The 23,363-nt window shown below is 52.1% G+C and carries 20 protein-coding genes; 7 read left to right on the top strand and 13 right to left on the bottom strand.

Annotation, left to right across the window (positions count from 1 at the left end; translation table 11 throughout):
* Positions 1-32: 32 nt before the first annotated feature.
* A complete protein-coding gene (gene nrfA / locus H9644_RS02425) occupies positions 33-1,469 on the bottom strand; it encodes an ammonia-forming nitrite reductase cytochrome c552 subunit (RefSeq protein WP_064525626.1) in 1,437 nt (478 codons plus the stop codon).
* A 393-nt stretch (positions 1,470-1,862) separates the two neighbouring features.
* Here nrfA and acs point away from each other — a divergent pair, with 393 nt between their 5' ends.
* The 3 genes from acs to actP all read left to right on the top strand — a co-directional run bounded on the left by acs (position 1,863) and on the right by actP (position 5,913).
* Entirely contained in the window at positions 1,863-3,821 is a 1,959-nt protein-coding gene (gene acs, locus H9644_RS02430) for an acetate--CoA ligase (protein WP_064525623.1), read from the top strand.
* Between the two features lie 131 nt (positions 3,822-3,952).
* Positions 3,953-4,267, top strand: a complete 315-nt coding sequence (locus tag H9644_RS02435) for a DUF485 domain-containing protein (protein WP_001337746.1) — start codon at positions 3,953-3,955, stop codon at positions 4,265-4,267.
* Positions 4,264-5,913, top strand: coding sequence for a cation/acetate symporter ActP (gene actP / locus H9644_RS02440; protein ID WP_064525620.1), 1,650 nt, complete (start codon positions 4,264-4,266; stop codon positions 5,911-5,913). The genes H9644_RS02435 and actP overlap by 4 nt, the downstream gene beginning before the upstream one ends.
* 38 nt (positions 5,914-5,951) lie before the next feature.
* Here actP and H9644_RS02445 read toward each other — a convergent pair whose 3' ends face one another.
* The gene (locus H9644_RS02445; RefSeq protein ID WP_064525617.1) at positions 5,952-6,641 is read right to left on the bottom strand and encodes an LrgB family protein; all 690 of its coding nucleotides are present in this window, start codon (positions 6,639-6,641) and stop codon (positions 5,952-5,954) included.
* The gene (locus tag H9644_RS02450) at positions 6,634-7,044 is read right to left on the bottom strand and encodes a CidA/LrgA family protein (protein WP_064525613.1); all 411 of its coding nucleotides are present in this window, start codon (positions 7,042-7,044) and stop codon (positions 6,634-6,636) included. Before H9644_RS02450 ends, H9644_RS02445 begins: the two co-directional genes overlap by 8 nt.
* Positions 7,045-7,147: 103 nt before the next feature.
* Here H9644_RS02450 and H9644_RS02455 point away from each other — a divergent pair, with 103 nt between their 5' ends.
* Complete coding sequence (locus H9644_RS02455; protein WP_064525610.1) at positions 7,148-8,032, top strand: LysR family transcriptional regulator; 885 nt, start codon at positions 7,148-7,150, stop codon at positions 8,030-8,032.
* Positions 8,033-8,067: 35 nt separating this feature from the next.
* On the opposite strand, the gene H9644_RS02460 is transcribed toward H9644_RS02455, so the two are convergent.
* The 3 genes from H9644_RS02460 to soxR form a co-directional block, all read right to left on the bottom strand.
* Positions 8,068-9,717, bottom strand: a complete 1,650-nt coding sequence (locus H9644_RS02460) for a Na+/H+ antiporter (RefSeq protein ID WP_064525607.1) — start codon at positions 9,715-9,717, stop codon at positions 8,068-8,070.
* 151 nt (positions 9,718-9,868) lie between these two features.
* Complete coding sequence (gene ghxP / locus H9644_RS02465; RefSeq protein WP_000106865.1) at positions 9,869-11,218, bottom strand: guanine/hypoxanthine transporter GhxP; 1,350 nt, start codon at positions 11,216-11,218, stop codon at positions 9,869-9,871.
* A 545-nt stretch (positions 11,219-11,763) separates the two neighbouring features.
* Positions 11,764-12,228, bottom strand: coding sequence for a redox-sensitive transcriptional activator SoxR (soxR, locus tag H9644_RS02470; protein ID WP_000412431.1), 465 nt, complete (start codon positions 12,226-12,228; stop codon positions 11,764-11,766).
* Between the two features lie 85 nt (positions 12,229-12,313).
* On the opposite strand from soxR, the gene soxS reads away from it, so the two are divergent.
* A complete protein-coding gene (gene soxS / locus H9644_RS02475) occupies positions 12,314-12,637 on the top strand; it encodes a superoxide response transcriptional regulator SoxS (protein WP_000019357.1) in 324 nt (107 codons plus the stop codon).
* A 2-nt stretch (positions 12,638-12,639) separates the two neighbouring features.
* Here the strand turns inward: soxS and H9644_RS02480 are convergent, their stop codons facing one another.
* Complete coding sequence (locus H9644_RS02480; RefSeq protein ID WP_064525604.1) at positions 12,640-14,226, bottom strand: EAL domain-containing protein; 1,587 nt, start codon at positions 14,224-14,226, stop codon at positions 12,640-12,642.
* Between the two features lie 437 nt (positions 14,227-14,663).
* On the opposite strand from H9644_RS02480, the gene H9644_RS02485 reads away from it, so the two are divergent.
* Entirely contained in the window at positions 14,664-14,945 is a 282-nt protein-coding gene (locus tag H9644_RS02485) for a YjcB family protein (RefSeq protein WP_064525602.1), read from the top strand.
* Positions 14,946-15,043: 98 nt separating this feature from the next.
* On the opposite strand, the gene ssb1 is transcribed toward H9644_RS02485, so the two are convergent.
* Positions 15,044-15,580, bottom strand: coding sequence for a single-stranded DNA-binding protein SSB1 (ssb1, locus tag H9644_RS02490; RefSeq protein WP_064525598.1), 537 nt, complete (start codon positions 15,578-15,580; stop codon positions 15,044-15,046).
* Positions 15,581-15,831: 251 nt separating this feature from the next.
* Between ssb1 and uvrA the strand changes: the two genes are divergently transcribed.
* Positions 15,832-18,654, top strand: a complete 2,823-nt coding sequence (uvrA, locus tag H9644_RS02495; protein WP_064525595.1) for an excinuclease ABC subunit UvrA — start codon at positions 15,832-15,834, stop codon at positions 18,652-18,654.
* A 213-nt stretch (positions 18,655-18,867) separates the two neighbouring features.
* Here uvrA and H9644_RS02500 read toward each other — a convergent pair whose 3' ends face one another.
* From H9644_RS02500 to alr, 5 genes are all read right to left on the bottom strand, one after another.
* Positions 18,868-19,218: an MmcQ/YjbR family DNA-binding protein gene (locus tag H9644_RS02500; RefSeq protein WP_064525589.1), complete on the bottom strand. Its 351-nt coding sequence runs from the start codon at positions 19,216-19,218 to the stop codon at positions 18,868-18,870.
* A 3-nt stretch (positions 19,219-19,221) separates the two neighbouring features.
* A complete protein-coding gene (locus H9644_RS02505) occupies positions 19,222-19,638 on the bottom strand; it encodes a secondary thiamine-phosphate synthase enzyme YjbQ (RefSeq protein WP_191772944.1) in 417 nt (138 codons plus the stop codon).
* 110 nt (positions 19,639-19,748) lie between these two features.
* Complete coding sequence (gene aphA / locus H9644_RS02510; RefSeq protein ID WP_191772946.1) at positions 19,749-20,462, bottom strand: acid phosphatase AphA; 714 nt, start codon at positions 20,460-20,462, stop codon at positions 19,749-19,751.
* A gap of 340 nt (positions 20,463-20,802) precedes the next feature.
* Positions 20,803-21,996 carry an aromatic amino acid transaminase gene (tyrB, locus tag H9644_RS02515; RefSeq protein WP_064525580.1) on the bottom strand — a complete coding sequence of 398 codons (1,194 nt, stop codon included), beginning with the start codon at positions 21,994-21,996 and terminating at the stop codon, positions 20,803-20,805.
* A 252-nt stretch (positions 21,997-22,248) separates the two neighbouring features.
* Positions 22,249-23,328: an alanine racemase gene (alr, locus tag H9644_RS02520; RefSeq protein ID WP_064525578.1), complete on the bottom strand. Its 1,080-nt coding sequence runs from the start codon at positions 23,326-23,328 to the stop codon at positions 22,249-22,251.
* Positions 23,329-23,363 lie beyond the last annotated feature (35 nt).

Below are 23,363 nucleotides of genomic sequence, written 5' to 3' on the forward strand. Positions count from 1 at the left end.
TGTTTTCCGCCCCTTGCGAGGCGGAACGGGGGTTATTGGCTTAACAGACCGTTTTTACGAGCCTGGTCTTCCCACTGCGGGATCACCGTTTTAATGAAATCCTGTTTCTCGGCTTTGATTTGCTCCATGTTCAGGCCAATTGCCTGCTGGGCTTTCTCTTTGGTCGAGATATCCGGGATCTGGATTTCATGGGTAATGCCTTTGGTCGCCAGCAAACGCGCCAGTTTGGTACGGGCATCTGCCGCTTTATCCATCGCCGTGCCAAGCATCCGCAGACCTTCTTCCGGCGCGTGCATATGAATGCCGTGGGAAGCGATCGCCAGATCCCAACGCCACTGGGCATGACGGATGTCGTCCTGAATCGGCTTCATCTCAGCTTCTGTCGCGCCTGCATCCAGCGCTGCTTTTGCTTCGAAGTGGGCGTGTACCAGTTGGTCTTCAACCTTGATTTTCAGGTCATTAATCGACTGTTTACGTTCCGCGACCACTTTTTGCAGCGTGGCTTTGTCCTGGGTATGACAGTTCGCACAGGTCTGGGCGAAGTTATCAAACGGATTGCCAATTTTATGGTCGGTGTAAAGTTTGCCTTCGGCGTTCTGCACTTTCGGCATATGGCAGTCGATACAGGTCACGTTGTTTTTGCCGTGAATGCCCGCACTCCAGGTTTCATATTCCGGGTGCTGCGCTTTCAGCATTGGCGTTTTCGACAGGGAGTTAGTCCAGTCAGAGAAGGCAATTTTGTCGTAATACTGCTCCATATTTTCGACTTTCATGCCGTTATCCCACGGGAATTTTACGGCCTTATCTTTACCGTCAAAGTAATATTCCACGTGGCATTGACCGCAGACCATTGACTGCTGGTCGAAGCGTCCGCCTTTCTCAAAAGGCTTGCCAATCGCTTCCATCGCACGTGCCGCATACGGACGTGAAAGGGTTAACTCCGGTTTACCTTTGGCGAACTCTGGTGAGGCGGTGTTATGGCAGTCGGCACAACCTAAGTTGTTGACGATTTCCGGGCCGCCGCGCGCCCATTTACCGTGGAAGTAACCATCTTCTCCATCTTTCTGGATTAACCGCGCCACGTCCGGGCTTTTACAGCTCCAGCAGGCCATCGGCATCGTGCCATCTTCGGCATTTTTCGGTGCACCGGTACGCAAAGTTTCACGCACATCGGTCACAGCAAAGGCATGCCCGCGCGGCTTGTTGTAATCGCGTGAGAAGGGATATCCCGCCCACAGGATCACCAGACGTGGATCTTCCGCCAGTGCGTCAACACGCTCTGATTGTTCCGAGGTAGCTTTCCAGGAGAGATATTGATCGGGGTGCTGTGGGGCAAAGGTTTCATTCTTCGCTTCCACAGTTACAGGTTTCGCGGGAGCAGCCGTTTGTTCAGCGTGAACAGAAGTGAAAAAGAAAAAAGGAATCAATAAGCTGAAGATACGGCGTGCGTTTATTTTTATCCTTGTCATAGGGGCTTCATCCAAATTTTGCCATTGAGGTAATGGCAGTTTTTATTGTTTTTTCATAACAGTAACCGCACATACACTGTTATGACATTGCTCGCCCCTATGTGTAACAAATAACCATACTCATAATGTTGTCTTTAATCAATTGTAAGTGCATGTAAAATACCACTTTAGAGTTAGTCAGTATTCCTCCTGTTTTCAACAGCATGCATAACTGCATGTTCCAGAAAGAAAATGCCAACTTTTGTTGGTACCCTTCAAAAATAATCCTGTCGCTTATTTGCACAATTCTACTTTTGCGTGATCTGCCGCCCAAATACTAAACAAAACTGCCAATACCCCTACGTTTAACGCTTATGCCACATATTATTAACATCCTACAAGGAGAACAAAAGCATGAGTCAAATACACAAACACACCATTCCGGCCAACATCGCAGACCATTGCCTGATAAACCCTCAGCAGTACGAAGCGATGTACCAACAATCAATTAACGCACCTGATACCTTTTGGGGCGAACAGGGAAAAATTCTCGACTGGATCAAACCGTATCAGAAGGTGAAAAACACCTCCTTTGCCCCGGGTAATGTCTCGATTAAATGGTACGAGGACGGCACGCTGAATCTGGCGGCCAACTGCCTCGACCGCCATCTGCAAGAAAACGGTGATCGTACCGCCATCATCTGGGAAGGCGATGACGCCAGCCAGAGCAAACATATCAGCTATAAAGAGCTGCACCGCGACGTATGCCGCTTCGCCAATACCCTGCTCGAGCTGGGCATTAAAAAAGGCGACGTGGTGGCAATTTATATGCCGATGGTGCCAGAAGCTGCGGTTGCGATGCTGGCTTGTGCGCGCATTGGCGCAGTGCACTCAGTGATTTTCGGCGGCTTCTCACCGGAAGCGGTTGCCGGGCGCATTATCGATTCCAGCTCACGACTGGTGATCACGTCCGATGAAGGCGTGCGGGCCGGACGCAGCATCCCGCTGAAGAAAAACGTGGATGATGCGCTGAAAAACCCGCATGTCACCAGTGTTGAGCACGTCGTGGTACTGAAGCGTACTGGCGGAAAAATTGACTGGCAGGAAGGGCGCGACCTGTGGTGGCACGACCTGATTGAGCAAGCGAGCGATCAGCACCAGCCGGAAGAGGTAAACGCCGAAGATCCGCTGTTTATTCTCTACACATCCGGTTCTACCGGAAAGCCGAAAGGCGTGCTGCACACTACCGGTGGTTATCTGGTGTACGCGGCGCTGACCTTTAAATATGTCTTTGATTATCATCCGGGCGATATCTACTGGTGCACCGCCGATGTGGGCTGGGTGACCGGACACAGTTACTTGCTGTATGGCCCGCTGGCCTGCGGCGCGACCACGTTGATGTTTGAAGGCGTGCCCAACTGGCCGACGCCTGCCCGTATGGCGCAGGTGGTGGACAAGCATCAGGTCAATATTCTCTATACCGCGCCCACGGCGATTCGCGCGCTGATGGCAGAAGGCGATAAAGCGATTGAAGGCACCGACCGTTCGTCGCTGCGCATTCTCGGTTCCGTGGGCGAGCCAATTAACCCGGAAGCGTGGGAGTGGTACTGGAAGAAGATCGGCAACGAGAAATGCCCAGTGGTTGATACCTGGTGGCAGACCGAAACTGGCGGTTTCATGATTACACCGCTGCCTGGGGCGACCGAACTGAAAGCCGGTTCTGCGACGCGTCCGTTCTTCGGCGTGCAACCGGCGCTGGTGGATAACGAAGGCAATTCGCTGGAAGGGGCCACTGAAGGCAGTCTGGTAATCACTGACTCCTGGCCGGGTCAGGCACGTACGCTGTTTGGCGATCACGAGCGTTTTGAACAGACTTACTTCTCCACCTTCAAAAATATGTATTTCAGCGGCGACGGCGCGCGTCGAGATGAAGATGGCTATTACTGGATCACCGGGCGTGTGGACGACGTGCTGAACGTCTCCGGTCACCGTCTGGGGACGGCGGAGATTGAGTCAGCACTGGTAGCGCATCCGAAGATTGCCGAAGCCGCCGTGGTGGGTATTCCGCACAATATTAAAGGCCAGGCGATCTACGCCTACGTCACGCTTAATCACGGGGAGGAACCATCACCAGAACTGTACGCAGAAGTCCGCAACTGGGTGCGTAAAGAGATTGGCCCGCTGGCGACGCCAGACGTGCTGCACTGGACCGACTCCCTGCCTAAAACCCGTTCCGGCAAAATTATGCGCCGTATTTTGCGCAAAATTGCGGCGGGCGATACCAGCAACCTGGGCGATACCTCGACGCTTGCCGATCCTGGCGTGGTCGAGAAGCTGCTTGAAGAGAAGCAGGCTATCGCAATGCCATCGTAACTCTCAATTGCCGGATGCAGCGTAAACGCCTTATCCGGCCTACGTTCGGCAAGGGTTACCCAAGCGTTAACCTTCTCCCAAACGGGAGCTGGAATTAAAACAATCCCTACATTACCTCTGGAGAATCTGTGATGAATGGCACTATTTATCAGCGGATAGAAGACAATGCGCATTTCAGGGAGTTAGTCGAAAAACGGCAACGGTTTGCCACCATCCTGTCGATTATTATGCTGGCAGTTTATATCAGCTTTATTTTACTGATCGCCTTCGCGCCCGGCTGGCTGGGCACCCCGCTGAATCCGAACACCAGCGTCACACGCGGTATTCCCGTTGGCGTTGGGGTAATTGTTATCTCCTTTGTTCTCACTGGTATCTACATCTGGCGGGCGAACGGTGAATTCGACCGTCTAAATAATGAAGTCCTGCATGAGGTACAAGCATCATGAAAAGAGTTCTGACGGCGCTTGCCGCCACACTCCCTTTCGCAGCTCACGCCGCGGATGCTATTAGCGGGGCCGTTGAGCGCCAGCCAACAAACTGGCAGGCGATTATTATGTTCCTGATTTTCGTCGTGTTTACGCTCGGCATTACCTATTGGGCGTCAAAACGCGTGCGTTCTCGTAATGACTACTACACCGCAGGCGGCAATATCACAGGCTTCCAGAACGGGCTGGCGATTGCCGGTGACTATATGTCTGCCGCCTCATTTTTGGGGATCTCCGCGCTGGTGTTTACCTCCGGCTATGACGGGCTGATCTACTCGCTGGGCTTCCTGGTGGGCTGGCCGATCATTCTGTTCCTGATTGCCGAACGTCTGCGTAACCTGGGCCGCTATACCTTTGCGGATGTGGCTTCTTACCGCCTGAAACAAGGGCCGATTCGTATTCTTTCGGCCTGTGGTTCTCTGGTGGTGGTGGCGCTTTACCTTATCGCCCAGATGGTCGGCGCCGGTAAATTGATCGAGCTGTTGTTCGGCCTTAACTATCACATTGCAGTGGTGCTGGTCGGCGTGCTGATGATGATGTACGTCCTGTTCGGCGGCATGCTGGCGACCACCTGGGTACAGATTATCAAAGCCGTGCTGCTGCTGTTCGGCGCCAGCTTTATGGCCTTTATGGTGATGAAACACGTCGGCTTTAGCTTCAACAATCTGTTCAGCGAAGCGATGGCGGTACACCCGAAAGGTGTCGACATCATGAAGCCGGGCGGACTGGTGAAAGATCCGATCTCAGCACTGTCGCTGGGGCTTGGACTGATGTTTGGTACGGCTGGGTTACCGCACATTCTGATGCGTTTCTTTACGGTCAGCGATGCCCGCGAAGCACGTAAGAGCGTGTTCTACGCCACCGGATTTATGGGCTACTTCTACATCCTGACCTTTATTATCGGCTTTGGCGCGATCATGCTGGTTGGTGCGAATCCGGAATATAAAGACGCGGCGGGTAAGTTGATTGGCGGTAACAACATGGCGGCGGTTCACCTGGCTAATGCGGTGGGCGGCAACCTGTTCCTCGGCTTTATTTCAGCGGTTGCTTTCGCCACCATCCTCGCGGTGGTTGCGGGTCTGACGCTGGCGGGCGCATCAGCGGTTTCTCACGACCTGTACGCCAACGTCTTCAAAAAAGGCGCAACTGAACGTGAAGAGCTGCGGGTATCGAAAATCACCGTGCTGATCCTCGGCGTGATTGCCATTATCCTCGGCGTGCTGTTTGAGAATCAGAACATCGCCTTCATGGTGGGCCTGGCGTTTGCCATCGCCGCGAGCTGTAACTTCCCGATCATTCTGCTTTCCATGTACTGGTCGAAACTGACCACCCGTGGGGCGATGTTGGGCGGCTGGTTAGGGCTGATTACTGCGGTGGTGCTGATGATCCTCGGCCCGACTATTTGGGTACAGATCCTCGGTCACGAAAAAGCCATCTTCCCGTACGAATACCCGGCGCTGTTCTCCATCTCCGTGGCATTCCTCGGCATCTGGTTCTTCTCGGCAACCGATAATTCAGCGGAAGGGGCGCGTGAGCGTGAACTGTTCCGTGCGCAATTTATCCGTTCCCAGACCGGCTTTGGCGTTGAGCAAGGCCGCGCGCATTAATCTCTACCCTTCCCCGGTCGCCTGATCGGGGAATTTCTTCAGAACATCATCCAGGCCACCAGCGGCGAAACCAGTACCATCAATATGCCAGAAAGCATCATGACCAGACTGGCAACCACGCCCTCTTGTTGACCCAGTTCATACGACCGCGCAGTCCCGGCGCCATGAGACGCCGCGCCAAATCCGGCGCCTTTCGCCATCCCTTCGCGAATAGAGAGACGTAAAAACAGCACGTCGCCAATCGCCATACCAAACACGCCGGTGACCACCACAAACAGCGCCACCAGATCGGGCTGTCCGCCGAGCGACTGGCTCGCTGCCAGAGCAAATGGCGTAGTGACCGAACGCACCGCCAGGCTACGCTGGATTTCATCCGGCAGGGTAAATAATCGTGCCAGCCATACCGAGCTGGTCACGGCCACCACCGTTGCCGTCAGTACGCCCGCCGTCAGCGACATCCAGTGACGTTTAATGATCGCCCGATTGTCATACACCGGCACCGCAAAAGCGATGGTTGCCGGGCCTAATAACCATAGTAGCCAGTGCGCTTCGCCAATATAGTTTTGCCAGGAAATATTGCCAAAAACCAGCAGCATAACCAGTAGCGCAGGCGTCAGCACCAGAGGCATCAACGGCAGTTTACGAAAGCGGCGATAAAGGCGTTTGTTTAGAAAATAGATAACCAGCGTAATCGCCAGGCAGAGCATACTTAGCTGAAAATTAGTCACGGTTTAACCTGCGCATTTCATAGCGATAGACTTTTTCCACTACCCAGGCGGTCGTGCCCAGTACCATCACCGTGCTCAACGCGATCACCGCAAAAATACGCCAACCATCCACCAGTAACAGTTGTGCATAGTTCACCACCGCCACCACGGCAGGAACAAAAAACAGCAGCATTTCGGCCAGTAGCCAGCGCGCCCCGGCACGTACCCATTGCAGCGGAATAATGCGGCAAACAATCAGCGCCAGCATCAGGATCATCCCCACCAGGTTGGCGGGCAGCGGCAAATGCAGCCAGGAGACGAGATATTGCGCAAAAATAAATAAACCTGCATACAGCACAACCTGGACAAATACCTGGATAGATTGCACAACGGCAGGGGTAATGCGGCGAAGCGCCACGGACATGAGGGGATATCCTGAAAATAAAACAGAACGTTAAGTATAGAGAGCCCCATGCCGCTACTGAAATGAATTAAAATCATTGCAGGTATAGTCAAAGGGAATAGTTATGGATATCAGAACGCTGCGTTATTTTGTCGAAGTGGTGCGCCAGCAAAGCTTCACCCGCGCAGCGGAGAAGTTGTTTGTGACCCAGCCAACTATCAGCAAGATGCTGAAGAATCTCGAAGATGAGCTGAACTGTATATTGTTGATCCGCGATGGTCGTCGGCTGCTTCTCACTGATACTGGTCACGTCGTGTTTGAGCGCGGGCTGGCTATACTGGCTGAGTTTCGGCAACTGGAGGCTGAACTTGGCGATATCAATCAGCTTAAAACCGGCGTTTTGCGGCTGGGGATCCCGCCGATGGTTGGCATGTTAATGGCCGGGCCGATTGGCCTGTTTCGCCAGCGTTACCCCGGCGTCGAGCTGAAGATTTCGGAATTTGGCGGGCTGACCGTGCAGCAGGCGGTAATGAACGGCGAACTGGATATGGCTCTGACCGCCCTACCGGTAGAAGAAAGCGGCCTGACAACGTTATCGCTGTTTAGTCATCCGCTTTGTGTGCTGGCGCCGCGTTCAGGTAAATGGCTTGAGCGTGATGCCGTCTCACCGGAGACACTGGCGGAACATCCTCTACTTATCTATAACGAAGATTTTGCCTTAAGTAAGCAATTGATGGCGTTATTCGATGAACATGGCGTTAAACCGAGGATTGCGGTTCGCAGCGGGCAATGGGATTTCCTCGCCGCGATGGTTCAGGCAGGTGTCGGTATAGCCATTTTGCCGGAACCCATTTGCCAGCGATTAGATAAAAACACCTTAAAATGGCTGCCGCTGGAAAGCGAACTAAGCTGGAAATTAGGAATGATTTGGCGTGAGGGCGTTTACCTTTCCCACTGTGCTCAGGCGTGGCTGACCTGTTGTGAAGGTTACTGGTTAACGCCAGAGTAAGACGGGTTGGCGGGCTCGCCCGCCAACCATGCAGGTTATTGATTTTCTTCAATCAACAACGCTTCCAACAAATCGAGATCGTGCAGTAATTTTTGCAGCGTTTCGTTGCTGATCTCCCGCGTGGCGCGCAGGTGATAAAGTTCCGCACGTTCAGAACGCAGTGCCGCCAGACGGAAGCGACGTTCCAGGTTCTCTTCCTGCACCGAACTTTCAACGTCATTACGTCCATCGGCGCGACGACGCAAGTTACCAATGACGCGAGAGCTGACTTCGGTAAGCAACTGGTTGTCGATATTCTCTTCAGCGTCTGCCGCCAGTCGTTCTTCCATTTTCTGGATCGCCACAATCGCCACTTCTGCCGTTGCCGCGCGCGCAATGCGTTCCTCTTTCAACTGCTGCGAATGGTCTGCAACTTCAATGTGTTGTAGCAGAACAGGCAGCATCACCACGCCAACAAACAGCGAGAAAAGAATGACGCCAGCCGCCAGGAACACCAGCTCATAACGTGCCGGGAAGACGTTACCATCCGGCAACAGCAGCGGAATAGAGAGCACACCGGCCAGGGTGATGGCACCGCGAACTCCGGCAAAAGACGCGATAAGAATTTCTCGTGTGGTCCACGAACCAAACTCCATCGGTTTCTTCTTCAGGAAGCGGTTACTGAATTTTTTCATCGTCCACAGCCAGCCGAAACGGACCAGCATGAGCGCGGCGTAAATCAAGATGATGTCGGTAAATAGCATCCAGATTTCGACGTTCGGGTCGATCTCTGCCGCCATCAGCGACGTCTCCAGAATACCCGGTAGTTGCAGGCCCAACAGCAAGAACACCATGCCGTTAAAGACAAACTCCAGCATCGCCCAGGTGCTGTTCGCACGCAGACGCATCGCCAGCGGCGCACGGCGCATCACGCCTGAACGGGTGATAGTCATCCCGGCAGCAACCGCCGCAAGGATACCGGAAACGCCAATATGTTCGGCAATCAGATAAGAGGCGAACGGCAGCAGGAACAGCAGTACGATCTGTGTCGCAGGTTCATCGCCGCCCCAGCGGCTCAGGAAGCGCAGCGAGCGACCATACAGCCAGCTCACTACAAACCCCGCGAGAATACCGCCGATCGCGACTTTCATAAATTCGACCGTCGCACCACCAACAGTGAAGATCATGGTCCCCATCGCAACTGCCACGGCAAACTTCAGCGACACCAGGCCGGAGGCGTCATTCATCAACGCTTCGCCCTGCAAAATGCCCATGATTTTTTTCGGTATTCGCCCTTCACCGACAATCCCGGAAAGCGCCACGGCATCGGTCGGAGAGAGCACCGCCGCCAGCGCAAAGGCCGGAATTAGCGGAATGCCTGGCACCACCCAGTAAATGAGGAAGCCAATGCCGACTACGGTGACGACCACCAGCGCCAGCGCAAGACCGAAGATCTCTCGGCCATGTTCGAGAAATTCGCGGGTCGGCGTTTTCCAGCCATCAGCAAACAGCAGCGGCGGGATAAACAAAACTAAAAAGAGTTCAGGATCAAACTCCACATGCAAACCAAACGTCGGCCACGCCAGTAGCGCACCAATGGCGATTTGCATAAGCGGAAGCGGGATCTGAAAGGGCATGACACGAGTGACCACCCCGGACAGCGAAACCACGAGGGTCATTATCAGTATGGTAAAGAAGATTTCCATGCGTTCCCTGTTTGCAATGTTTTTTATGATTTGAGAAAGGCGTTATGCCCAGACTCTCAGTATTTTCAGAATATCGCAAAAGCTCACACAATGTACGGAGAAAATAAAAACGGGCAGCCATTGCCGCCCGTTTTCAGAATCTTATTAAAGCTTAGATAGCCCAGCCACCCGCGTAGAAGGTGACCAGCGCCACGGCGATAACGACCGTACCAATATTCAGTTTACGCCATTCGCCAGAAACCAGACGACCAATCACAAGGGTCGCGAAGCCGATCATGATGCCAGTTACGATGTTACAGGTCAGCACGATGAATACCGCCGTCACCAGCCCCGCCATCGCATCGACGAAATCAGCAAAGTCGATTTTCGCCACGTTGCTCAACATCAGCAGGCCAACGTACATCAGCGCCGGAGCCGTTGCGTAACCAGGAACAAGGTAAGAGAGCGGAGAGAGGAACAGAATCAGCAGGAACAATACGCCAACGGTGATAGCCGTCAGACCAGTTTTACCGCCCGCCGCCGTACCCGCCGCAGATTCGATGTATACCGCTGCCGGAGCCGCGCCCACCAGGCCTGAGAAAACGCTGCTCAGGGAGTCGGTGGTCAGCGCTTTGCCGCCATCAATGATCTGCCCGTCTTTATCCAGCAGGTTCGCCTGACCGGCGACTGCACGGATGGTTCCGGTCGCGTCGAAAACAGCAGTCATCACCAGCGCCAGTACGCTCGGCAGTACCACCGGATTCAGCGCGCCCATAATGTCCAGGCTACCAATTAGCGAATTACCATTTTCATCGCTCAGTGACGGCATGGCGAAAACGCCAGAGAAGTGGACATTAGGATCGAAGAGCAGGCCCACAATCGAGATACCGATAATAGTCAGCAGAATGCCGCCCGGCACTTTCAGTTTTTCCAGACCGATAATCACCGCCAGACCTACCAGCGACATAATGACCGGGAAGGTTGCGAAATCCCCCAGCGCAACCGGCAGACCATCAAGCGGGTTTTTAATGACCAGGCCAACACCATTAGCTGCAATCAGCAGCAGGAACAGGCCGATACCAATCCCCGTACCGTGCGCCACACCGTGCGGCAAGTTGCGCAAAATCCAGCTACGGATACCCGTTGCAGAAATGACTGTAAACAGCACCCCCATCAGGAACACGGCGCCCAGCGCGACCGGAACGCTAATATGCTGCCCCAGCACCAGGCTGAATGCAGTAAACGCCGTCAGGGAGATGGCGCAACCGATAGCCAACGGCAGATTGGCCCACAGCCCCATCGCGATAGAACCAATCCCGGCAACCAGACAGGTCGCAACAAAAACTGCCGCTGGCGGGAAGCCCGCTTTACCCAACATGCCCGGAACGACGATTACCGAGTAGACCATCGCCAGAAACGTTGTTAACCCGGCAACCACTTCCTGACGGACAGTGCTTCCACGTTGTGAAATTTTAAACCAGGCGTCGAGTGAACCGCCGGTACGCGCTGATGGCGTAGACATAGAAAACATCCCCTGAGAGTTTATTTTTCGTCAAGATGCGTGGCGGACAATCCCCTGCCAGCGAAACGTTATCTTCCTGCTCCAGGTTTGCGACAATTTGGGGCGTCGCAAAAAAGCAAACGTTTAGCTCCGCGCATACAAAACGGGTGGTAAAAAAAAGCAAACGATTATCCGGCGATCATAGCGGCTTTTTCAACCGAAGTTTGCTGCTTTTTTCCCTTTTCTTGTATTGCCGATGAAAAACCAGGCAATTGATGCGCAAACGTTATCGTCGATGCGCAAGATTGCAGCGTTATCGAGCCGTATACCGTTCAGGATTGCGATAAAAAATCGTCTGAGATGACAAAAATATTGCGGCTAAAAAGTGTACTTTTACACTGGCGAAGAAACGCCGGTAACATACAATTAAAGCATCAACACCAACCGGAACCTCCACCACGTGCTCGAATGAGGTGTGTTGACGTCGGGGGAAACCCTCCTGTGTACCAGCGGGATAGAGAGAAAGACAAAGACCGGAAAACAAACTAAAGCGCCCTTGTGGCGCTTTAGTTTTGTTCATCTTCCAGTAAGCGTGCGCCGGTACCTTCTTCTCCTAATCGGTCGCCCGGGTTACGCAACGGGCAATCACTGCGCGAAAGGCAGCCACAACCAATACATCCATCCAGTTCGTCACGCAGCGCCACTAAGGTATGAATGCGCCGATCCAACTCTTCTCGCCATTGGGACGAAAGCTGTTTCCACTCTTTCGCACTTAACGTATGCCCTTCTGGCAACACGCCAAACGCTTCACGAATGGTTGCGAGCGGAATGCCAATACGCTGAGCAATTTTGATAATTGCGACATATCGCAACACATCACGTTTATATCGCCGCTGATTGCCGCTATTACGGATACTGGTAATCAACCCTTTGCTTTCATAGAAATGCAGCGCCGATACCGCCACACCGCTGCGTTTCGCCACTTCGCCGGGGGTTAGCAGCGCTTTAATGCGGGGTAATTTCTTTTCCATAAATCGCTTTACCTCAAGTTAACTTGAGGAATTATACTCCCCAACAGATGAATTAACGAACTGAACACTGAAAAGAGGCAGATTTATGTCCCATCAGAAAATTATTCAGGATCTTATCGCATGGATTGACGAGCATATTGACCAGCCGCTTAACATTGATGTCGTCGCAAAAAAATCTGGCTATTCAAAGTGGTACTTGCAACGGATGTTCCGCACGGTGACGCATCAGACGCTTGGCGATTACATTCGCCAGCGCCGTCTGTTACTGGCCGCCGTTGAGTTGCGCACCACCGAGCGTCCGATTTTTGATATCGCAATGGACCTGGGTTATGTCTCTCAGCAGACCTTTTCCCGCGTTTTCCGTCGGCAGTTTGATCGCACTCCCAGCGATTATCGCCACCGTATCTAGAATTATTGCCCGCACATTAACTCATGTGCGGGCAATTTCCCTGTCCATTCCATAAACATTTGCGGTGGCATCGCCTTTGCAAAGTACCAGCCCTGACAATAACGCACGCCGCGTTTGCGCAGCCAATTAACTTGCTCCGACGTTTCTACCCCTTCCGCTATCGTTTTTAGCCCCAGACTATGCGCCAGTTCAATGATGTGTTCCGCAATCAAATGGCTGGTTTTGTGCGTGGTCAGCGTCTCAACAAACGATTTATCGATTTTCAAAATATCGATATTCAATGAATTAAGGTTGTGCAAGTTAGAGTAGCCAATGCCGAAGTCATCAATCGCAACTTCATAACCGGCCTGACGGAAAGCATGAATAATCGGCGTCATTTTGGTGACATCAAGAAACGCATGTTCAGTGACTTCAAATTTAATTTGCTGCGGATGCACCGCGTATTGCTCTATTTTCTGATTGGTGCACGCAATTAAACGCGATGTATGAAAATCGGAGGCCGACAGGTTAATAGAAATATAGCGATCGGCATGTGTTGCCAGATACGCCCCCAGATCGCTGAATACATTATCAATAACATAATCAGTTACTAACTCAATCATCCCCTCTTTTTCCGCCAACGGGATAAACTCTGCCGGACTCATCACTTGCCCCTGGCCACCAGGCCAACGTAGCAACGCTTCAGCGCCAATACATTTTTCTGTTTTGATATCGATAATTGGCTGGTAATAAAGACAAAGCTGTCGTTTTTCGAGGGCGCGTTGCAATTTGCGTTTAGGTGACTGATACTCCTGGCTAATCCGCAACCAGAGTAACAGCAGTACCAGACTGCAAAAAATACCTGCGGGCAAAGCAAAGATAAGGTGATTATAAAAATGAGCGATAAGACGTTTATTTGAAGTGGCAACAATGGCCGCAATCGGGCGTTTTGTCGAATGTACCATTGCATACAAATGACCATTTCGTTGCACAGTTAACTCATTCAGATGAATTAGCGGAGTAAACGTTTCAGCCGAGGCCTGGTTGCTTAACGAAAAAAAGGTTTTCGTCACCGTATCATACACGCCCCATTGCAGCGTCGGATCGTCAGATATCACCTCACTCCAGAATAAAGGATTGATGACCGCCACATAATTACCCCGCTGCATATAAGTCATTTTATAACCGGAGAAAAAAGGGGTATCTCGGTAATAATAGATAGAAATATCAGGGGCGCGCTTATAATCTGCGGGGGAAATCATATACCCGTCAACAGGAGCGATAAGCGAAGAACATAAAAAACGGTTGTCATGGGCGTATATCAGTTCATTGATATAAAGATAGCCACGAATAATATTCAACATTCGCTTTTGATGATCCGGAGTACAAACTTGCCCCTGATAGCGTTCCGCTTCATCGCTCGCTGAATCTGCCTGTTGAATCACCAGCTCGGATTTATCCAGCGCCAGTTGGGCAAAGACACGAAGCTGATTGTTCACTTCTGATTTTGCCCAAATGAAGGCAATCCATAGTGACAAGATGATGGGAAGAAGAGCTACAAAGGTAATGCCCGGCAACGCCAGCAATTTGTGTCGTGCACGATGACTCATTTCTATCAATTCCCTGTCTGGTTATAGCTGGTCATTGCAAGGTGGAAACCCTGGCCACCGACGACGTTAGATAAATCTTACGGTATAAATAGCACTTTTGCCTGATTTGAAATTGATACCTTTATAATCGTTGTTTTAATAAAAATAACATGCTGATATCAAAAGGAATTTACTAAAAATGCGCGTCAGTCAGGAAGATACGATATTTTATATTTCTGCGTCGCCACTGAAAAACCACAAGATAAGCACGCTAATAAAAATAACGACACTATCTGGCTAACAAACAACCAATTGTGATATAGTTCACAAAAATAATGAAACACACTAATTGTTTCATTTTGGTATTTCGCAGGCCCCATGATAGCCAGAGTGCATCACGCCCCCCGTGAGAAAGCCGTGCTGTCCAGGGCATCGGTTATTTTCAGAGGAAATGTTCGATGGCTACCCTCACCACTGGCGTGGTTCTTCTTCGCTGGCAGCTTCTTAGCGCCGTACTGATGTTTCTGGCAAGTACGCTCAACATCCGTTTTCGTCGGTCTGATTACGTAGGGCTCGCGGTGATCAGCAGTGGTCTGGGCGTTGTTTCCGCCTGCTGGTTTGCGATGGGGCTGCTCGGAATCACAATGATGGATATTGCCGCAATCTGGCACAATATTGAGTCGGTAATGGTGGAAGCAACAAATCAGGCACCGCCACAATGGCCGATGATTTTGGTGTGATATACAGAAGCCTCCATATTGGAGGCTTCTTTTTTATCCCTGGCAGATGCGTTAATCACCTACCTTAAAACAATATAATCTATTGTTTTAGACAAAAATCAGAATGGGATATCGTCATCGAAATCCATCGGCGGCTCGTTAGACGGCGCTGCCGGTGCGGACTGCTGCGGGCGAGACTGCGCGCCGCCGCTGAACTGATTGCCACCCTGCGGCTGCTGAGGCTGACCCCAACCGCCCTGCGGCTGACCGCCGCCCATATTGCCGCCTGCCGGTGCGCCACCGCCCTGACGACCACCCAGCATCTGCATGGTGCCGCCAACGTTCACCACCACTTCTGTGGTGTAGCGCTCCTGACCAGATTGATCGGTCCATTTGCGGGTACGCAGCTGACCTTCGATATAAACCTGGGAACCTTTGCGCAGATATTCGCTGGCCACTTCAGCCAGTTTGCCGAACAGCACAACGCGGTGCCATTCAGTCTGCTCTTTCATCTCGCCGGTCGCTTTATCACGCCAGGATTCGGAAGTAGCCAGCGTAATGTTGGCAACTGCGCCACCATTTGGCATGTAGCGTACTTCCGGGTCCTGACCCAGATTACCAACGAGAATAACCTTGTTTACGCCTCTGCTGGCCATGTTCATGTCTCCTGAAAAAAACGTTCTAATAAGTGTAAACGCGCGATTGTAGCATTACCAATAGCGGTTTTACTATGTTGTGACCTCGGTTCCGCTAAACAATTCTGGTCAAACATTGTTACATAGCGCTCTGGGTTTTGCATTCCAACACTGTATATTCATTCAGGTCATTCTGTGTCATAATTAACCGTTTGTGATCGCCGGTAGCACCATGCCACCGGGCAAAAAAGCGTTTAATCCGGGAAAGGTGAATGGATAAGATCGAAGTTCGGGGCGCCCGCACCCATAATCTCAAAAACATCAACCTCGTAATCCCCCGCGACAAACTCATTGTCGTGACCGGGCTTTCGGGTTCTGGCAAATCCTCGCTAGCTTTCGACACCTTATATGCCGAAGGGCAGCGTCGTTACGTTGAATCCCTTTCCGCCTACGCGCGGCAGTTTCTGTCACTGATGGAAAAGCCAGACGTCGATCATATTGAGGGGCTTTCTCCTGCCATCTCAATTGAACAGAAATCGACGTCTCATAACCCGCGCTCCACGGTGGGGACAATCACCGAAATCCACGACTATTTGCGTCTGCTGTACGCTCGCGTCGGTGAGCCACGCTGCCCGGACCACGATGTTCCGCTGGCGGCGCAAACCGTCAGCCAGATGGTGGATAACGTGCTGTCGCAGCCGGAAGGTAAACGTCTGATGCTGCTGGCGCCGATTATTAAAGAGCGCAAAGGCGAACACACAAAAACGCTGGAGAATCTGGCAAGTCAGGGCTACATCCGTGCGCGCATAGATGGCGAAGTCTGCGATCTTTCCGATCCACCGAAACTGGAACTGCAAAAGAAACACACTATTGAAGTGGTTATTGATCGTTTCAAAGTGCGCGACGATCTCACCCAACGCCTGGCAGAGTCGTTTGAAACGGCGCTGGAGCTTTCTGGCGGTACGGCGGTCGTCGCTGATATGGACGATCCCAAAGCGGAAGAGCTGCTCTTCTCCGCCAACTTCGCCTGTCCGATTTGCGGTTACAGTATGCGTGAACTGGAACCGCGTCTGTTTTCGTTTAACAACCCGGCGGGGGCCTGCCCGACCTGTGACGGCCTCGGCGTACAGCAATATTTCGATCCTGACCGCGTGATCCAGAATCCGGAGCTGTCGCTGGCTGGCGGCGCGATCCGCGGCTGGGATCGCCGCAACTTCTATTACTTCCAGATGCTGAAATCGCTGGCAGATCACTATAAGTTCGACGTCGAAGCACCGTGGGGCAGCCTGAGCGCGAACGTGCATAAAGTGGTGCTGTACGGTTCTGGCAAAGAAAACATCGAATTCAAATACATGAACGATCGCGGCGATACCTCCATCCGCCGCCATCCGTTCGAAGGCGTACTGCATAATATGGAGCGCCGTTATAAAGAGACGGAATCCAGCGCGGTACGTGAAGAATTAGCCAAGTTTATCAGCAATCGTCCGTGTGCCAGCTGCGACGGAACACGTCTGCGTCGGGAAGCGCGCCACGTTTATGTCGAGAATACGCCGCTGCCTGCTATCTCCGACATGAGCATTGGCCATGCGATGGAATTCTTCAACAATCTCAAACTTGCCGGGCAAAGAGCGAAGATTGCGGAAAAAATCCTCAAAGAGATTGGCGACCGCCTGAAATTTCTCGTTAACGTCGGTTTGAACTATCTGACACTTTCCCGCTCGGCAGAAACGCTTTCCGGCGGTGAAGCCCAGCGTATCCGTCTGGCGAGTCAGATTGGCGCGGGGCTGGTTGGCGTTATGTACGTGCTCGATGAGCCGTCTATCGGCCTGCACCAGCGCGATAACGAGCGCCTGCTGGGTACGCTTATCCACCTGCGCGATCTGGGTAATACCGTAATTGTGGTGGAGCACGACGAAGACGCTATTCGCGCCGCTGACCACGTTATCGACATTGGCCCGGGCGCTGGCGTACACGGTGGTGAAGTGGTCGCGGAAGGTCCGCTGGAAGCGATTATGGCCGTGCCAGAGTCGTTAACCGGACAGTACATGAGCGGCAAACGCAAGATTGAAGTGCCGAAGAAACGCGTTCCGGCGGATCCAGAAAAAGTGCTGAAGCTGACAGGCGCACGCGGCAACAACCTGAAAGACGTGACGCTGACGCTGCCGGTGGGTCTGTTTACCTGCATTACTGGTGTTTCAGGTTCCGGTAAATCCACGCTAATTAACGACACGCTGTTCCCGATTGCCCAACGCCAGTTGAACGGCGCGACTATCGCCGAACCGGCACCGTATCGCGATATTCAGGGGCTGGAACATTTCGACAAAGTGATCGATATCGACCAGAGCCCGATTGGTCGTACTCCGCGTTCTAACCCGGCGACCTATACCGGCGTGTTTACGCCTGTACGTGAACTGTTTGCGGGCGTACCGGAATCCCGTGCGCGCGGCTATACGCCAGGTCGTTTCAGCTTTAACGTTCGTGGCGGACGCTGCGAAGCCTGTCAGGGCGATGGCGTGATCAAAGTGGAGATGCACTTCCTGCCGGATATTTACGTGCCGTGCGACCAGTGCAAAGGTAAACGCTATAACCGTGAAACGCTGGAGATTAAGTACAAAGGCAAAACCATCCACGAAGTGCTGGATATGACCATCGAAGAGGCGCGAGAGTTCTTTGATGCGGTGCCAGCTCTGGCGCGTAAGCTGCAAACGTTGATGGACGTTGGCCTGACGTACATCCGCCTCGGGCAGTCCGCCACCACACTTTCTGGTGGTGAAGCCCAGCGCGTGAAGCTGGCGCGTGAGCTGTCAAAACGCGGCACCGGGCAGACGCTGTATATTCTCGACGAGCCGACTACCGGCCTGCACTTTGCCGATATTCAGCAACTGCTCGACGTACTGCATAAACTGCGCGATCAGGGCAACACCATTGTGGTGATTGAGCACAATCTCGACGTGATCAAAACCGCCGACTGGATTGTTGACCTGGGGCCGGAGGGCGGCAGCGGCGGCGGCGAAATCCTCGTCTCCGGCACGCCAGAAACCGTCGCGGAGTGTGAAGCCTCACATACGGCACGCTTCCTCAAGCCGATGCTGTAATCGTTAAGGCCGCTTTCTGAGCGGCCTCAGATTATTAACAAAGTGCGCTTTGTTCTTGCCGGATGCGGCGTGAACGCCTTATCCGGCCTACAAAAACATGCAATTTCAATATATTGCAGAGGTTACGTAGGCCTGATAAGCGTAGTGCATCAGGCAATTTTGCGTTTGTCATCATTCTCAGGCCGCTTTCTGAACGGTCTTTTCCTTTCAGAGTTACACCAGCAATTTACGTTTTTCTTCCGGCAGCAAATTCACCGCCTGCTGATACGACGCATCGACCAGATAATAGATTTGCGAATCCGGCAACGACCCGTCGAGATACACGGTGCTCCAGTGCGCTTTGTTCAGATGTCGGCTGGGACGAACATCGCTATGCTGCTGTCGCAAAAGCTCGGCCAGCGCAGGGCTGGTTTTCAGCGAAACCGCTGGGCGATTTTCCACTTCTTTCACCATCGCAAACAGCACATCTTCCACTTTGATTTGCGTTGCTTTCCAGTCGCTATGCACACTCTGTTCTGCGCCTGGTTTTGCCATGCAATATTGTAGCAACTCCGAAATAGTCATTTTTTACTCCCCTTGAAGTGTCGCAATGATGCGACGCGATCCGCCGTGGATGCGATGTTCCCCAAGCCATATTCCCTGCCAGGTGCCGGTCTGAATACGCCCCTTATGCACTGGCAATACGAGCGATACCCCCAGCATCGAGGATTTGATATGAGAAGGCATATCGTCTGCCCCTTCATAGTCATGCTCATAGTTTCCGTGGTCGGGAACGGTGCGGAGGAAAAAACGTTCCATGTCATGGCGTACCGTGGGGTCGCAATTCTCATTAAGTGTCAGAGAGGCGGAAGTGTGTTGCAGCAACAGGTGCAGTAAACCGACATTAACACGCGGCATATCATCTAGTTGAGTCAGGATTTCATCCGTTACCAAATGAAACCCACGAGATTTAGCGCTAAGTGTGAGCGTCTTTTGAAACCACATGTGCTGCTCCTTGATAAAACTCTCTTAATCAGTTTGCAGTAAGACAGCGAAAGGATAAAGGTGTGATTAAAAAAACAGCACTCGGGAGAGCCAGACACTCTCCCGACTTATCAGTACTCTGAATTGATGATCACCTCTTCACCGAATGCACCCGCTTGTGGCAAGGGTTTGTAGGTGGAGTTGGAGGCTCGCAGAATGCGGATGCCACGGATGCCAGCATCACGCGCAGCGGTAATATCGTTATCGGAATCACCATAAAAAATTCGGATATTTTTATCCTGTAGCCACTGCGTTTTTGTATTTTGTCCTGCTTTATCGCCCGCAAAAATCACCGGATTCATACTGGTTGCAGGAATATGAAAGTCATCAGCCAGCGTTTTTGACACTGTTTCAGTTTTCGTCGGGCTACGACCCGTCACAAAGAAAATGGTGTCGCCACGGCGGACATGCATATCAATTAGCTGACGCGCGACCTCTTTTGGAATACTGAATTCATCCCAACCGTTGTTCATCTTTTCCCAGAATGCTGGGTTTTTTAGATAATCTTCGCTTTCTGGCGAGAAGGTTTTTTTGCCGCGCCAGAATCCGGGGCTGGAAAACAGAACAGTGTCATCAATATCAAAGCCAACAGCCATCTGTGGACGTCCTGCCAGACTATTTTCAATTTGGGCGACTGAAACCCAATGAATTGGCGCCTGTTCAGCGAGTTTGGCTACGTTAGTACCCGGATTAAGCGGTGAAGGTGATGAGGCCAGGGCAACAGCGGAACTGTTTAGAGCGAACAATAAGCAAACGGCACTCAATGCCTGTGTAATCTTGCGCATATTTTTCCCTAAATAGTCAGTAAGTTAAAACTTTTTATTGTGAGATTTGTTGAAAAAACCATCTGACCATAACGCCAGCAGCGGGGGAAAGGAAGGATTATCTGCGGTTTTGTTAGAGAAAGGGAGCAGGATCACATGAGAGAAGTTCGTGTTTTTTAATAACTTAATGTCTATCCATGGTGTAGGTATATCCATTTAGTCCGTGGTTAATATCGCTTTACAGAAGGAAGCGGCTTCGTATGAGGGGGCAGAATATTTCTCTCACTCTATTCTCCAGTATAGTAATTGTATTAATAAGTTAAAATTGAGCAGGCGGCTGTTCAACCACCTGCTAACGACATCACATCACTGCTGCGAACGCCTTCGCCACGCGATGCACATTTTGCGCGTTAAGCCCGGCAACACACATGCGCCCGCTGGCAATCAGGTAAACACCAAACTCTTCACGCAGTCGGTCAACCTGAGCAGCACTTAAACCGGTATAGCTGAACATGCCGCGCTGCTTAAGCAGATAATCAAAATTGCGTTCTGGCATCTCTTTACTCAATACCTTCACCAGTTCCTGACGCATCGCCAGAATACGGGTACGCATTTCTTCTACTTCCGCCAGCCAGCTGGCTTTTAACGCCACATCATTCAGCACCGTAGCCACCACCTGCGCACCAAAATTCGGCGGGCTGGAGTAAATACGGCGCACAGTAGCTTTGAGTTGCCCCAGCACGCGGCCTGCGACTTCGGCATCTTCACACACCACAGAAAGACCACCGACACGTTCGCCGTAAAGGGAGAAAATTTTCGAGAATGAATTGCTCACCAGAGCAGGTAATCCAGCGCTGGCGATCGCGCGAATGGCGTAGGCATCTTCTTCCATACCGGCACCAAATCCTTGATAGGCAATATCGAGGAATGGGATAAGTTCGCGTGCTTTGAGAATTTCAATCACCGCGTCCCATTGGTCGTTGGTGAGATCGGCGCCCGTTGGGTTATGACAGCACGGATGCAGCAGCACAATGCTGCGGGCAGGTAATGTTTTCAGCGTCGCCAACAGGTCATTAAAACGCACACCGTTGGTTGCTTCATCATACCAGGGGTAAGTACTCACTTCGAATCCAGCTCCCGCGAATATTGCCACATGGTTTTCCCAGGTGGGATCGCTGACCCAGACGCCTGATTCCGGGAAGTAGCGTTTCAGGAAGTCAGCGCCCACTTTCAATGCCCCCGAGCCGCCAAGCGTTTGAATGGTTGCTACGCGCTGTTGTTGCAGTACCGGATGGTCGGTGCCAAACAGCAGCGGCGCAATGGCATGGCGATAGCTGGTAAGCCCTTCCATTGGCAAGTAAAGCGAAGCACCGTGAGGCTGCGCATTCAGACGCGCTTCTGCTTCTGCCACGGCTTTTAGTTGCGGAATAATCCCGTCTTCGTTGTAGTACAGACCGATACTCAAATTCACTTTGTCGCTGCGAGTGTCTTCTTTAAAACGCTCCATAAGCGAAAGAATCGGGTCGCCAGCGTAGGCGTCAACTTTTTGAAACACGCGATGGTTCTCCAGGTTTACGGGCAGGTGGTTAAAACACAATAAACCGGAAGATGGCGAAGATCGAGAGGATGTTCAGCGGCGAACGACAATTAACAACGGAGTAAGACTGATGGCAAACGCAAAACCGCCAGATGCCTGGCGTTTATCATGCGTTGCAAGAATATCAATTTATTGAATTTACAAGATATTATGGACCGGATAAGACATTAACGCCGCATCCGGCACAGACAATCAACTATTGCAGAACGATTAATCGACGTATTTCATCGCGACCCTTGACGTCAGGCGCGTGATAAGTTCGTAAGCACTCACTTTTGTTATTTCAGCGATACGCTCTACGGGCAAACCTTCGCCCCATAAAATGACCTGATCCCCGGCTTTATCCTGCGCCTGCGGGCCTAAATCAACGCAGATCATATCCATCGCCACGCGACCGACAATCGGCACTTCGCGACCATTGACCAGCACCGGAGTACCAGACGGTGCAGCACGCGGATAACCATCGCCATAGCCCATTGCGACTACGCCGAGACGGGTATCACGTTCGCTAATCCAGGTTCCGCCATAACCTACCGGTTCACCCGCTTTATGCTCGCGCACGGCAATCAGGCTGGAGGTCAGTGACATCACCGGCTGGCAGCCGAAATCGGCACCGGTGGAGCGATCTTCCAGTGGCGACACGCCGTAAAGAATGATGCCCGGGCGCACCCAGTCAAAATGCGACTGTGGCCACAGCAAAATGCCACCTGACGCAGCAATCGAACGCTGACCCGGTTTGCCTTCGCAAAAGGTGTTGAAGATATCGAGTTGTTTTTCAGTTGCGCCACATTGCGGTTCATCAGCACGAGCAAAGTGACTGACAATATTCACCGGCTGACGGACGTTTTTACATTGCGTAAGACGATGATAAAACGCCTCGGCTTGTTCCGGCCTGACGCCCAGACGGTGCATACCCGTATCGAGTTTCATCCAGACGGTAACCGGCTCTTCCAGGCTAGCCTCTTCCAGAGCTGCGAGCTGTTCTTCGTTATGCACAGCAGTGTGAAAATGCTGGGCAGAAATTGTCGGCAGATCTCTGGCGTCAAAAAAGCCTTCGAGCAGCAACACAGGTTTGGTGATTCCTCCCGCCCGGAGTCGCTGGGCTTCTTCGAGACGGGCAACGCCAAAGGCGTCGGCATCAGGAAGCGTTCGCGCGGTTTCAAGAAGACCGTGACCATAAGCGTTCGCTTTCACCACCGCAACCATTTTACTGGCAGGTGCCAGTTCACGAAGACGTTGCAGGTTGTGTCGCAGAGCGCGGCGGTTAATCACTACAGTTGCCGCTTGCATTTGTGTTCCTTGATAAGTGTTTGCTTTAATTACCT

It is taken from the genome of Escherichia whittamii (assembly GCF_014836715.1).
GTDB lineage: Bacteria > Pseudomonadota > Gammaproteobacteria > Enterobacterales > Enterobacteriaceae > Escherichia > Escherichia whittamii.

Coding starts and splice junctions, on each gene's coding strand:
- H9644_RS02435 (WP_001337746.1), top strand. CDS start 3,953: ATGAATGGCACTATTTATCAGCGGATAGAAGACAATGCGCATTTCAGG.
- ssb1 (WP_064525598.1), bottom strand. CDS start 15,580: ATGGCCAGCAGAGGCGTAAACAAGGTTATTCTCGTTGGTAATCTGGGT.
- H9644_RS02450 (WP_064525613.1), bottom strand. CDS start 7,044: ATGTCCGTGGCGCTTCGCCGCATTACCCCTGCCGTTGTGCAATCTATC.
- acs (WP_064525623.1), top strand. CDS start 1,863: ATGAGTCAAATACACAAACACACCATTCCGGCCAACATCGCAGACCAT.
- aphA (WP_191772946.1), bottom strand. CDS start 20,462: ATGCGCAAGATTACACAGGCATTGAGTGCCGTTTGCTTATTGTTCGCT.
- alr (WP_064525578.1), bottom strand. CDS start 23,328: ATGCAAGCGGCAACTGTAGTGATTAACCGCCGCGCTCTGCGACACAAC.
- H9644_RS02500 (WP_064525589.1), bottom strand. CDS start 19,218: ATGACTATTTCGGAGTTGCTACAATATTGCATGGCAAAACCAGGCGCA.
- soxR (WP_000412431.1), bottom strand. CDS start 12,228: ATGGAAAAGAAATTACCCCGCATTAAAGCGCTGCTAACCCCCGGCGAA.
- H9644_RS02480 (WP_064525604.1), bottom strand. CDS start 14,226: ATGAGTCATCGTGCACGACACAAATTGCTGGCGTTGCCGGGCATTACC.
- H9644_RS02485 (WP_064525602.1), top strand. CDS start 14,664: ATGGCTACCCTCACCACTGGCGTGGTTCTTCTTCGCTGGCAGCTTCTT.
- ghxP (WP_000106865.1), bottom strand. CDS start 11,218: ATGTCTACGCCATCAGCGCGTACCGGCGGTTCACTCGACGCCTGGTTT.
- H9644_RS02460 (WP_064525607.1), bottom strand. CDS start 9,717: ATGGAAATCTTCTTTACCATACTGATAATGACCCTCGTGGTTTCGCTG.
- nrfA (WP_064525626.1), bottom strand. CDS start 1,469: ATGACAAGGATAAAAATAAACGCACGCCGTATCTTCAGCTTATTGATT.
- H9644_RS02505 (WP_191772944.1), bottom strand. CDS start 19,638: ATGTGGTTTCAAAAGACGCTCACACTTAGCGCTAAATCTCGTGGGTTT.
- uvrA (WP_064525595.1), top strand. CDS start 15,832: ATGGATAAGATCGAAGTTCGGGGCGCCCGCACCCATAATCTCAAAAAC.
- H9644_RS02455 (WP_064525610.1), top strand. CDS start 7,148: ATGGATATCAGAACGCTGCGTTATTTTGTCGAAGTGGTGCGCCAGCAA.
- actP (WP_064525620.1), top strand. CDS start 4,264: ATGAAAAGAGTTCTGACGGCGCTTGCCGCCACACTCCCTTTCGCAGCT.
- soxS (WP_000019357.1), top strand. CDS start 12,314: ATGTCCCATCAGAAAATTATTCAGGATCTTATCGCATGGATTGACGAG.